Origin of the sequence: Rhodococcus sp. 14C212, from assembly GCF_011058195.1 — a bacterium.
Lineage (GTDB): Bacteria > Actinomycetota > Actinomycetes > Mycobacteriales > Mycobacteriaceae > Rhodococcus > Rhodococcus aetherivorans.
Genome location: NZ_JAALEH010000126.1, coordinates 1 through 11,898 on the forward strand (window position 1 = coordinate 1; position 11,898 = coordinate 11,898).

Annotated in this window: 11 protein-coding genes; 7 read left to right on the forward strand and 4 right to left on the reverse strand. The window is 67.7% G+C overall.

Annotated elements, in window-relative coordinates:
- Positions 1-1,250 precede the first annotated feature (1,250 nt).
- Complete coding sequence (locus G6038_RS28285; RefSeq protein WP_165041898.1) at positions 1,251-1,727, reverse strand: GtrA family protein; 477 nt, start codon at positions 1,725-1,727, stop codon at positions 1,251-1,253.
- The gene (locus G6038_RS28290) at positions 1,724-3,892 is read right to left on the reverse strand and encodes a hypothetical protein (protein ID WP_165041913.1); all 2,169 of its coding nucleotides are present in this window, start codon (positions 3,890-3,892) and stop codon (positions 1,724-1,726) included. Before G6038_RS28290 ends, G6038_RS28285 begins: the two co-directional genes overlap by 4 nt.
- Before the next feature lie 239 nt (positions 3,893-4,131).
- Here G6038_RS28290 and G6038_RS28295 point away from each other — a divergent pair, with 239 nt between their 5' ends.
- The gene (locus G6038_RS28295) at positions 4,132-5,244 is read left to right on the forward strand and encodes a glycosyltransferase (RefSeq protein WP_240918803.1); all 1,113 of its coding nucleotides are present in this window, start codon (positions 4,132-4,134) and stop codon (positions 5,242-5,244) included.
- Entirely contained in the window at positions 5,234-6,373 is a 1,140-nt protein-coding gene (gene rffA, locus G6038_RS28300; protein ID WP_165041899.1) for a dTDP-4-amino-4,6-dideoxygalactose transaminase, read from the forward strand. The genes G6038_RS28295 and rffA overlap by 11 nt, the downstream gene beginning before the upstream one ends.
- A 4-nt stretch (positions 6,374-6,377) precedes the next feature.
- Here rffA and G6038_RS28305 read toward each other — a convergent pair whose 3' ends face one another.
- Entirely contained in the window at positions 6,378-6,977 is a 600-nt protein-coding gene (locus G6038_RS28305; RefSeq protein ID WP_346772941.1) for a methionine biosynthesis protein MetW, read from the reverse strand.
- Between the two features lie 401 nt (positions 6,978-7,378).
- Here G6038_RS28305 and G6038_RS28310 point away from each other — a divergent pair, with 401 nt between their 5' ends.
- Entirely contained in the window at positions 7,379-8,026 is a 648-nt protein-coding gene (locus tag G6038_RS28310; RefSeq protein WP_165041903.1) for a helix-turn-helix domain-containing protein, read from the forward strand.
- On the forward strand, positions 8,020-8,724 hold the full coding sequence (locus tag G6038_RS28315; RefSeq protein ID WP_206025768.1) for an RES family NAD+ phosphorylase: 705 nt from the start codon (positions 8,020-8,022) through the stop codon (positions 8,722-8,724). Before G6038_RS28310 ends, G6038_RS28315 begins: the two co-directional genes overlap by 7 nt.
- Before the next feature lie 343 nt (positions 8,725-9,067).
- Here G6038_RS28315 and G6038_RS28320 read toward each other — a convergent pair whose 3' ends face one another.
- Positions 9,068-9,730 (reverse strand): HNH endonuclease family protein, encoded by a 663-nt coding sequence (locus G6038_RS28320; protein WP_346772942.1) that lies wholly within the window; start codon positions 9,728-9,730, stop codon positions 9,068-9,070.
- A 450-nt stretch (positions 9,731-10,180) separates the two neighbouring features.
- Here G6038_RS28320 and G6038_RS28325 point away from each other — a divergent pair, with 450 nt between their 5' ends.
- The 3 genes from G6038_RS28325 to G6038_RS28335 form a co-directional block, all read left to right on the forward strand.
- A complete protein-coding gene (locus tag G6038_RS28325; RefSeq protein ID WP_165041907.1) occupies positions 10,181-10,855 on the forward strand; it encodes an excalibur calcium-binding domain-containing protein in 675 nt (224 codons plus the stop codon).
- Positions 10,856-10,999: 144 nt separating this feature from the next.
- Positions 11,000-11,641 (forward strand): TerD family protein, encoded by a 642-nt coding sequence (locus G6038_RS28330; protein ID WP_165041909.1) that lies wholly within the window; start codon positions 11,000-11,002, stop codon positions 11,639-11,641.
- A gap of 12 nt (positions 11,642-11,653) precedes the next feature.
- Positions 11,654-11,898 (forward strand): DUF4236 domain-containing protein (locus G6038_RS28335; RefSeq protein WP_165041911.1); only part of this gene is annotated, 245 nt, incomplete at its 3' end.

Sequence of the window (11,898 nt, forward strand, 5' to 3'; positions counted from 1 at the left end):
CTCGTTACAACACCCGAAGGAGGCACTCCACTCTCGGTCAGATCTGCCCGATCGAGTACGAGCAGCGATCGGCTACGCTGGCCACCGCCGCATAGGAACGTGTGTCCACATCTCGGGGGGAAGCCCCCCTGGCCAGCGCCGACCATCCGGCCTGGTACACAGTCCCGGCCGAACACCGCACCCGCGGACACGCCGCCCTGCAAGTCCTCGCCCAGGACCCGTTCCCCCTGCCTCCAAGCCTGGAGGCACCGACCTCCCATACGAGGAAGGACCTGTAATCCAGCCCTACGTCAACTGCGAGGACGTGTCGGAGGGCACCCCTTCCGTCCGCGTCGCCGCGACTTGTCAGGCGGTTGAGGGAGATTCCGTCGGGATTCGGCCGGGACAGGCATCGGACGCAAGGACGAATCGCGACATATGGGGCTCTTCGCAGTTGGTAGGGGCGTGATGTTGTCCGACCCCGTGCCGTGTCGGTGATTGGAAAAGGGCCCGCCCTTGCGAGCTGGGTGTTCTTCAGGCATCCAGACCAGCAACGAACGCGAGCATGGTCCACAGTAGGGGTTCACTGCTGCTCGATCTCAACGGCGTCATCGTCCAATCGGTGCGGCGCGTCTACGACGGCAGTCGCATCGTCCGGCGACGCAGTCACCGGCGACGGCTGGACCTGCGAGCCCCAGCCGGAGGCCACGATCCCGCACATCTGCATCAACGGTGACCTTCACATCGGGCTGCGCGGCAACGCGGCACCGGCCAACCCACCAGCCCCGCACCGTCCGTCATCCGCACCCGGCACAGAACTCGAGCCCGCAACCGGTCAACACCAGCGCGCCGCTGTACCTGCACCCGCCACTACGATCGACGACGTCCACTGCGGACCGGTCACCGACGCCGCCGGCGCCACCACCTCATCGCCGTCGGCACCGCAGCCGGACAAGTCGGCTGCACCGACGCCCTCACCGACACCGTCACCAGCGACGGCTGGAATTGCCAAGCCGAACCCAACCCCGGTGCTCCCACTGCCTGCCACAAGGACGGCCTCACCCTCGCCCTGCGCGCTAGCTGACCACCTCCCGGTGCGTGTTCGGTTCCTCGTCCGACACGACCACGCACCGGGCATCCTGAAAACGAGACTCGTCCTAACTTGCAGTCGACTAACGCGGCTGCTCACATCCACCGACTCCGGATTTGTTGACGGGCCGTTTGGACGTAAGTCCACAGCACGCAAAGGGCGGCCATCACGATCAGGCCGTTCAGAGTCGCCCGTTCTGGGGTGGCCGTCGGAACGAGATGTATCGATGCCCGAAGAAGGTCGCGCCCGCGACAACCGCCATGATCACCACCGCGGACGGGATTCGGGGAAGGCGCAGCGTCTCCACGGCGACAGTGAGCAGGACGATGTTCAACAGCAAGCCGCCGGAGTTGACCGCGACGAACCCGAAGAAGTCGCGGACCACCCGACCACGAACCCGGAACACCAGGGTGCGGTGCAGCACGAACGCGGTGACGACACCGATCGCGTAGGCGAGAACGACAGCCACGGCAGGTGGCCAGCGGTCGCCGAGAACGGCGAGCCAGAACACTGTCAACGCCATCCCGAAGATCGTGTTGAACCCGCCGATCAGAGCGAAGCCGACCTCCTGTCGGCGCACCGCACGCAGCAGCAACCCTGGGGCCGGAGCGGTGGAATCCCCATCACCGGAGGCGTGACGGCCGTCGGGATCGATCACGGCGTCACACCGACCGGTGCATGATCGGGTTCGTCGCCCGCCGTGGCGGGGGTCGCGGTGGTGCCGCGGCGCCGAGTTCGCATCCAGAGCCACTGCAGGACACCGAGCCCGGCGAGCCCGGCTGCGGCGCTGACGATGCCGATCTTCCAGCCCGGCGGCCGCCAGGTCAGCACCAACTCGGCATCCTGCGTGCCCGCAGGGACGTCGATGGCGACGAAGGACTTCGCAACCGTGGTGATCGGGATCCGTTCGCCGTCCAGGGTGGCGCGGTAGCCGGGCCAGCCGAGGCGAGCGAAGACCACGCGCCCCCCGCCGGACGAGCTCACGCGCACCCGGCTGGTGGTGTCGGTCTCCGACAGCGACACCGCGTCGACTCCGTCAATGTCGGAAATGCGGCCGTTGCGAGACGAAACCAGCCCGTCCTCGCGTTCGAGCACCCAGATGTAGCGGTCCTTGTCTGGATAGTCGACCCACGTCCAGCCTTCGGGGGCGGACTGGTCGCGTGCGTCCGGGTACATGGTTCGCTGGAGCACGACCCGATCGACGTTCATCAGGTCGACGAGGGTGCGGCCGGTCTCGGTTTCGGGTGTGAAGACGCGGCGGTACGCGTCCGGGCAGACGCTGCCGTCCCACCGCATACACAGCAGGTCACCGAACCAGTAGTGACCGCTGGGTGTGTAGCCGTTGACGTAGTCCAGTTCGACCGCGCGGGCATAGTTGCCGAACACCAGCGAGCCGTAGGCGGCGTCGACGCTCTTGTCATCAGGACCGAGTAACCCACGGTCACCGAGTTGCAGTGTCGTACCGAGGAATTGAGGGAAGGCGTTCTGGGCGTCGGAGCGGTGCGCGGGCAGGTTCCACGTCATCGGCGTCGGCTGCGCCGCATTCACCTGGAGAAACGCGATCGGGAACATCGCCACGATCGTCAGCGCGGCCGCGAATGCGGTGCCCCGGGTACGGCCCAGCCACACCACCGCCACGCCGAGCGCGGCGACACCAACCGCCGAGAGCAGGTGCCACCCTGCGTTGGCGGGATCGGCAGAGACCGATCGTGCCAGCAACACCGCAATCAGAGCACCGGCCGCGGCGATGCGGCCACGCAGGTTCTGGACGGTGCCGAATCGTCCGATCAGCACGCACACCAGGACCAGGAGGCCGAGGGCGAGCATCGGCAGCACCCGGGCCGGCCAGCGCAGCGGACCGATGGTGCCGGGCCCGGCCGCCCACATGAGAATCACCAGTGAAAACAGCGCCACCGACGACAGCTCCCGCCACGCACCCGCCGCCCGCCGCCAGTCGACGAACGCCAGGGCCGGAACCAGGAACCAGGCGATGTAGGTGACCGGCAGCGGCTGCACGTAGCCCCACCACGAGGTGAACGCGGGCAGCGCGCTGGGCAGGCTGGCGTTGAGCGATTCCGACCAGGGGACGGTGAGGAAGGGATCGTTGATCACGTCCCATGCACCGCGCCACGTGACGTCCGCGGACAGCATGCTCGGCAGGAACGCAATCAGCCCCGCCAGGCCCGCGCACGCGGACACCGCGGTCAGGCGCGCGATCGGCTGCCAGCGACGTCGGTACAACAGCTCCCCGACCGCGACCGCGGCCAGCACCAGGATCGCTTCGATGGCCGGGAAGATGTACTGCGTGGTGATCGTCAGGTACAGAAAGACGAACACCGGGATCGGTCCACCCTCACCGCGCGTGTAGCGCACCGACGAGGCCCAGGCGTGCACGATCCACGCCGTGCCGGTCAGCGCGGTCACCCAGGTGGCCTGGTCGAAGAACAGGAACCACCCCGACAACGGGAACGCGACACCCGCAACCGCCGACCACACCGGGCGCGCCCCGTAGACCAGGCAAATCCGGTACACGCCGAGGGCGACGATGATCGAAAAGACCAGTTTGACCACGGTCGCGTACAGCGCGACGTTGTCGACCGACGGAGCAATGACGTCGATCAGCAACTGCGGCGGATTGAACAAGCCGGCGTCATCCATCGTGTTGTTGCCGGCCATCCACTGCTCGGGAACCATCACCGGAAACACGCCCTCACGTAGCGAGCGACCGAGTCCGACCCAGAGGGCGGTGTACTGCGACTCGGTGTCGTCGGTGAAGTAGTGCCGCGCGTTCGCCAGCACCACCGCAAGGTAGCCCGCCACCACCCCAACCACGGCGACAAAGCCCCACCGCACGACGTCTCGCCGGGAATCGGATACAGCACGCTCGGTCACGAGTCCCTGACCCTACCGCGCGCCCGGCAGCCTCAGCCGAGCGAAACGCCGCGCGCACCCCCCGGAACTCCCTACGTTGCGTGTTAGTGTTCGGCCATTCGCACTCGCGCCGCACCTTCTTTCCAGAGACTGTCGGCACCCGCCGTCGCCGCAGAAAGTCGCTACAGCTGATGCCGCTTCCCGAGCCCCGGTCTCCCGAGCACCCGGTCGTGCGCCGCCACCTGCTCGATCCCGAGCCCGACACAGACGCGTCGACACGCCCGCTCACCGTGTCGGTCGTGGTGCCCGTCTACCGGGGCGAGCAGACGATCAGCGGACTTGTCGCCGAACTCGACCGGCTCGCATCGCCGCAGCGCTCCCCCGCCGGCGCCGTGTTCATCGTCGACGAGGTCGTGCTGGTGCACGATCACGGCCCGGACCGCTCCGACACGGTCCTCGAAGAACTCGAGCGCACCCATCCCCAGGTGCGGGTGGTGTGGCTCAGCCGCAACTTCGGACAGGACGCCGCCACAATCGCCGGGCTGGCGGCCGCGCACGGCGACTGGATCGTCACGATGGACGAGGACGGCCAGCACGACCCGACCTTCATCGGTGCGTTCCTGGACGCCGCCCTCGCTCAGCGGGCCGAACTGGTGTACTCGAAGCCCACAAACACCCGCCCCCACCCGTTGCTGCGCAACCTCACCTCCCGCGGCGCGAAGCTGGTGCTGGCGACGTTGTTCGCGTTCCCCGACTCGACCCGGTTCGAGAGCTTCCGCCTCATCCGCGGCGACGTCGGTCGCCAGCTCGCCGAGGTCGCGTCGAACGGCGCATACCTCGACGTCGCACTGTCCTGGGTGGTCGGCACGGTCGCCCAGGTCCCGGTCACCCTGCGCAGCGAGGGCCGCACAGAGTCCGGCTACAACTACCGACGGTTGTTCTCCCTGTTCTGGAAGATGGTCCTGTGCACCGGCACCCGAGGCCTGCGCCTGGTGAGCCTACTGGGCATCACGCTGGCCGCAGCCGGAGCGGTGATGGCGGGCATCGTCGTCTACGAGGCACTGACGACCGAGAACTGGGCACCCGAGGGATGGGCATCATTGATGGTGGTAATGCTGCTGTGTTCCGGCGCGATCCTGTTCTCGCTCGGCCTGATCGCCGAGTACCTCGGCGTCGCCCTGCACGTACTGGTCGGCAAACCCCTCTACCTCACCGTCCGGTCACCGCTGCCGCGACCCGACCAAGAGCCGCCCGCATCGGGAGCAGCCGCCGGCACGACGGAAGTCCGCGAACATGAGCACTGAACACATCCTGTTCAGCCGCCCGCACCGCGCACGCCGCGAGTTACCGAACCTCGAAGCAGTCCTCGGCTCCGACCACAGCCACGGGGACGGGCCGTTCACCGCCGCGGCGACCGCAAAACTCAAAGCGATCACCACGGCACCGCACGCCCTGCTCACCACCTCGTGCACCTCGGCGCTGGAGATGGCAGGCCTGCTGCTCGAACTCGGCCCGGGCGACGAGGTGATCGTGCCGAGCTTCGCGTTCACCTCCACCGCAACGTCGATGGCGTTGCGTGGCGCCACCTGCGTGTTCGCCGACATCGACCCCGCCACCGGCAACCTCGACCCGGCGGCGACCGCGGCAGCGCTCACCCCGAGCACACGAGCCATCGTGGTCATCCACTACGGCGGTGTGGCCGCCGACATGGCCGGACTGCTCGATCTGGCGACCGCACACGCTGTGGCCGTGATCGAGGACAACGCGCACGGCCTCGGCGGGCGTTGGCGCGGCCGGCCTCTCGGCACCATCGGTACCCTCGGCGCACTGAGCTTCCACGACACCAAAAACATCCACTGCGGCGAAGGCGGCGCCCTGCTGCTGACCGACGACCTCTTGATGGACCGGGCCGAGATCATCCGGGAAAAGGGCACCGACCGCGCCCGATTCCTACGCGGCACCGTCGACAAGTACTCCTGGCAGGACCTCGGATCCAGCTATCTGCCCAGCGAACTGAACGCCGCGGTCCTCGACGCCCAACTCGACGAGTTCGACCTCATCCAAGCGGGCCGTCACCGTGTGTGGAACGCGTACGCGGCCGCGCTACCCGAGTGGGCGCAGCGAAGCGGCGTGCAGCTGATGACCGTCCCCGACGACCGGGAGCACACCGCCCACTTGTACTACCTGCGCACCCCGACCGAGCAGCACCGCGACGACCTGATCCGGCACCTCGCCGAACGTGGGATCTCGGCGCCGTTCCACTACGTGCCGCTGCACTCGAGCCCGGCCGGGCTCAAACTTGGTCGCACACCTCAGCCGTGTGTGCACAGCGACGAGTTCTCCCGAAGCCTGCTGCGGCTGCCGCTGTGGCCGGGCCTGACCGATACCCAGGTGGAGCGGGTGATCGACGCGGTCACCGCGTTCCGGATCTGAGCCCTCACGCGGCGAGAACGAACATCTTCTCGCGCCCGCCCGCGATGAGACGCTGCTCGAGCACCCTGTGACGGTGTGCTGCGAACAACTCGTCGAGGCTCTGCTCGGTGAACCGGTGCGCCCGGGCGCCGTCCCCTGCGTCGGTGTACCGCTTGCCGAGAGCGGCGAGCACCCGGTTGTCGCTGGTGGCGAGGTTGCGGATCGGTTCGGCGATGATCACCCTTTGACGTGCTGCGGCCAGCATCCGATCGAGGATCGGGGCGGGATCGGGGAGGAAGTGGTACAGGCTTGCCTGCATCAGCACGACATCCACCGCCGGTAATGGAGTGTCGGCGTGCAGGTCCCACACCTCACCACGACCCCCCGCGTTGATTACGTCCGCGACGAACCGCTCGTTGAGGTCGAGTCCGTGATAGTCGACGCCGCGGCCGCGCAGGTGCCGGGTGTACAGGGTCGCCGGACCACAACACAAGTCCAACACCTCCGAACCCGGCGGGACCTCCGCCGCGATGGCACGAAACCGGGCCCTGTAGTGACGTCCGTACAGCACGCGCATCAACACCCCATAGACGGCGGCGTTGCGGTAGATGAGGCTGGCGCTCACGAGAATCAACTATGCCAGGTCCTCGGGGAAGCTAAGGATCGTCATCGACCATATTCATGCAACCTGAGAGCTACATACACACCCATACGATATTTCCGCAGTCGGTTTCGACTGGCTAGTAGTTGGCGGCGTCCTGCTCGAACGGCAGATAAGCCCTGGACGACGTTCCATCGTCAGGCCGCCCCGGTGGCGGTGCCGGCGCGCGGTCCAGCCAGAGTCCGCGGCGCTCACTGCGCCCCCCTCCGACGCTCGCCCGCACTTCCCGCACATCCCGCACATCCCGTACAATGAGGACAAGGAGGTATGCCATGACCGGGAGACGGCGACAGACGCACACCACCGCACATGTGCGGGTGCCGCGGCACCTTGCTGGTCGTCGCCACCGCGTCGGCAGGTGGAAGGTGACCGTCGCCGAAGACGGTGGCACCCTGGCGTGGTCGCGGGTCACCGAACTGACCATCGCCACTCCGACACCACGTTCACCCGCACGGGTCGTGCAGACCAAGGTCGAGGCGCTAGAGGTCGCCGCGCAGATCCTGCGTGAGGAGCTGTCCGGTTCGAGCGCGCCGACAGGTCCTTCGGCCGTGTCCGCCCCCGCCCGTCACCCCGCCAGCGTCCGTGACGACGAATGGGGGCCGGCGCCGCGACCGACGCAGACCGCGGCACTGGAGGCGGAGAACCTGCAGCTGCAGGTCGATCAGCGGCGCGAGCAACTCGCTGCCTCCTTCACCCGCACCCAGGTCGCGGACATCCTCGGCGTCTCCAAGCAAACGGTGTCGGACATGGCAGCCGACGGTCGGCTCGTCGGCCTCAAGGACGGCCGAGAGTGGCGGTTCCCGACCTGGCAGTTCACCCCCGACCGTGCAGACCCGGTCCTGCCCGACCTCGACCGGCTCACCCGTGCCTTCCCCGGCGGTGAGGTCAGCCTGTCACGGTGGATGACCCGCCCCAACGACACCTTCGCCGGCCGCACCCCCGCCCAGGAAATGGCCCGCGACAGCGACCGGGTCGTCACCGTCACGACCGGCCTCACCGCCGCCGGATGGTAAAGCCCCTCCCCGCTCCGGTACGGCCCCTGCCGGCGGCGGATCACCGCTGGACCTGGACACCCACCGACCCTGCCACGGCTCCGTGGTTCCGGATCTATCACCAAGACAGGTTCACCCCGAACGGGATCACCTTCCGTCGTTTCGGGCCGCTGGCCCGTTTCGATCACTACACCCCCAACCCGCCGGCGATGGATCCGGACGGGCGAGCGGTGCTGTATATGGCCGTCGACCTCGCCACCAGCGCGTGCGAGGTGTTCGGGGAGGCCGGCGTCGCCGCCCTGTGCCCACACTGGCGCGTCACCCAGGTCGAGCCCGTCCGCGACATCACCACCTACGACCTCACCACACCCGGCGCGGCCATGGAGATCGGAGCGCTGCCGGCCCTCGCCGCCGACCACGAACACCGCGGCCTCACCCAACAGTGGGCCCGCGCCATCTACGAAGACCAACCGGCCACAACGAAAGTCGACGGCATCCGCTACCGCACCGCCTACAACGACGACCACGCCCTCGCACTCTGGGACTGCGAGAACGCCATCACCATCGCCCTCGACCGCTCCGGACGACTGCGGGACCTATCCCTGATCCACCCGCACATCCATCCCCGCCTTCTCGCCGCCCTCGTCCCCCGCCACATCACCGTCACCGACACCGACGAAGACCACTGCCCCAACTGCCGACGCGCAACCACGCCCTGACCTCGCGCGACGCCGCCCAGGCCATGGGCATTGCGCCGACGACACCATTCGTTCGCGAAGAGGACAGGACCGCGCGGAGTCGAGCCGGATTTCCAGGACCACAGCGCACTGGACAGCGCCCCCAGCCTGGGCAGATGACAGGTCCTCGCACCGGAACTTGTGTTCGGATGGTGCTGGTCATCCCATCGGCGGCTCACAGGACCCGAGCGTCGGGGGCGGTTGATGGACGCTGATCCTTCCGCACAGCTCGGCAACCGATCGCCCTTCAGAGAGACCATACGCAGACCCATACCATCACCCATACTCGTGAGAAGTCGTCACGGACTCTCCCGCCCTGGCACAGTCAGCACGCATGCAATATGCGGCTCATCGCGTCTTTCTCCGCCTGAGTCACCCACAACCGGTACAAGGCCTTGACGGTGATCTGACGCGAGACGTAAGCGCAGCGGTAGCCCCGGTTCGGCGGCAACCACGAGGCGGCATCGGAATCGGACTTCTGCGTGTTGGTCGGCCCGTCGACCGCCTGCAGGTTGCGTGGGTCGTTTGCCAGATCCCGGCGCTGCTCGGCGCTGAGCTGCTGCGCGCCCTTCTGCCAGGCATCCGATAACGCCACGACGTGGTCGATCTGCACCGCAGTGGAGGTGTCCTGTCCCCGCACGAAGGCAATCGTGGTGCCGGTGTATGTGTCGTGCAGTGTGCCGGTGGCGACGATGCAGTCGCGGGTGCCGGACTTGTAGGTGACCTCGACCAGGTCCCGCCGCAGGATGTCGTTGCGCGTATCGCACCCGTTGTGACCGCCGGCGACCACTACGTCGTCGCTCCAGGCCTGCCCGAACTGCTCCCGACTGTATCCGGTCTTCGGGGCCCGGCCCTTAACCGGCAGCGTGTCCAGCGTGGTCAGTGCCCCAGCCGCATCAACCGCCGGCGCAGGCGCACCGCCGCTCGATCCGTCAGGAAACGCATCGACCACCGAACAACCCGGCACCACGAGTGCAACAGCCAACACACCGGCCGCAAATCCTGCTCGGGCTGAACGGTTTCGACGACGCATATAGGTACTGCTCCTGCTCTCACATCTCAAGAAAGGTTCGATAGCGCGTCCTCGAGTATCACGACCGGCCCGGACCTCGCGCGCAGCGCCCCACCGAAGGGCAATGCCCACTCCCTGCCCGCTCGCCGCCGCGCCCTTTCTTGCGTGCGCCGGCAGCGCCATGATGTCCGCTCCAGGTGGTGAGAGTGTCCCGAAGCGTCAGCGTCCCAACTTCCCCTTGCAGATGGACACGCCGCCACCCCAGTCGATGCCTGCACGCGCCCCCGGCATCGCTGGAGCAAATCCCAAGATCCAAGCCCGGTACGCGCTGTCTTCTTCCTGTAACCACTGGTCACGGTGTAACGAACCAGGCGGTCTGTGCGACGCCTCACAAGAATCGTTAGAACTACAAACGGAAAAGATCAGATGAGTTCTCCCGCCAACTGGCATCCCGACCCATTCGACCCCACTATCGAGCGGTGGTGGGACGGGACGCAGTGGACCGACCAGACCCGCCCCCTCGGGTTCGCCGGCTCCGACCAACCGACGCAGGTTTTCGGGGCCGCTACTCCTGCCCCAGCGATCCCCGGCGAAGGCAAGAAGCGCCCCAAGTGGCCGTGGATCGCCGGCGCTGTGGTCGCCGCAGTGGTCGGAATCGCGTCCTGCACCGGTGGGGACAAGTCCGACGAGCCGGTCACGCCCGTGGTCGCGACCTCCACCACGGCGGCACCGACCACGACACGCACCACCACCGCGACCACCACGCGGCCGACCACGACGACACCGGCGCCGACCACAACCGCTGCCGCGGCGGTACCCACTACCCGTCAGGCCGTGCCGACCACCACCGTCGCCCCCGCGCCGGTGTACACCACTCCTGCGCCTGTGTACACGCCGCCGCCGGTCTACACCACTCCTGCGCCCGTGTATACGCCGCCGTCGGTCTACACTCCCACCGCCCCCGCGGTGGAAGCCCCGTCGAGCGTCTACTACAAGAACTGCGACGCCGCACGCGCCGCAGGTGCGGCGCCGATCTACGCCGGTGAGCCCGGGTACGCCTCCAAGCTCGATCGCGACAACGACGGAGTCGCCTGCGAATAACCCCTCGCCCATGCGGTGCTGTGGCCAGGACGACGATCCTGGCCACAGCCTGTTCGCCCCGCGCCACGCTGCCCCGAAGTGTGCGCTGTCGCCCTGGCGGACACCCGCCGTCAGTCAGGCAACTACGAAAGAAGAAGCACGCGGATGCGATTGAGCAAAGGCCAGAACACCACCCTCGACGCCACCACGGTGTCCGTGGCATGTCGGCGACGGCACCAGTTCGGCCTCGACGCGGATCTGTCCGCGCTGTTGCTCTCCGCCGGTGCCGTGCGCAGCGACGAGGACTTCGTGTTCTACAACCAGTCCCACTCCGCCGACCACACGGTCCAATACCACGGCACACATGCCGCCGGCACCATGATGACCGCCACGATCAGCTGCGACTTGGCCCGGCTCGACCCGCACGTCGAGGCGATCGCCTTCGCGATCAGCCTCGACGCCCCCGCCGGACACACCCTCACCGAGCTCGGACCACTCGACATCACCGTCACCGGATCCGACGGTGCCGCGCTGGCCGAGTTCACCGTCAGCGACCTGAGCACCGAAACCGCCGTGGTCGCCGTCGAGATCTACCGCCGCAACACCGACTGGAAACTCCGCGCGATCGGGCAGGGCTACAGCGACGGTCTCGCCGGACTAGCACGTGACTTCGGCGTCACCATCGACGACGAACCCACCTCGGCTCCTCCCCCTCCCCCACCGCACCCCGGGGCCGCTCCAGTCGTGCCGGTCGCGCCGCGGATCGACTGGACCAATCCTCCGGTCCCGGCCGGCTACGAAATCTAAGGAGCATCGCCCGTGGGCTTCCGCTTCAGCAAGAGCATCCAGCTTGTTCCCGGTGTGCGCCTGAACCTCAGCCGCAGCGGTGTCGGCTACTCCGTCGGCGGCAAAGGCATGCGCATCACCAAACACGCCAACGGCCGCATCAGCCGCACCGTCTCCGTCCCCGGCACCGGACTGTCCCATCAGCAGACTCTGCGCACTGCCCCACGCCGCACCCGCACCACCACCGCCCGCACCCCCGCATCACCTCGCCGCACCAC

What these genes read in the sequence shown, in the direction of transcription:
- G6038_RS28295 (WP_240918803.1), top strand. Translation starts at nt 4,132, where the DNA reads ATGCCGCTTCCCGAGCCCCGGTCTCCCGAGCACCCGGTCGTGCGCCGC.
- rffA (WP_165041899.1), top strand. Translation starts at nt 5,234, where the DNA reads ATGAGCACTGAACACATCCTGTTCAGCCGCCCGCACCGCGCACGCCGC.
- G6038_RS28315 (WP_206025768.1), top strand. Translation starts at nt 8,020, where the DNA reads ATGGTAAAGCCCCTCCCCGCTCCGGTACGGCCCCTGCCGGCGGCGGAT.
- G6038_RS28325 (WP_165041907.1), top strand. Translation starts at nt 10,181, where the DNA reads ATGAGTTCTCCCGCCAACTGGCATCCCGACCCATTCGACCCCACTATC.
- G6038_RS28330 (WP_165041909.1), top strand. Translation starts at nt 11,000, where the DNA reads ATGCGATTGAGCAAAGGCCAGAACACCACCCTCGACGCCACCACGGTG.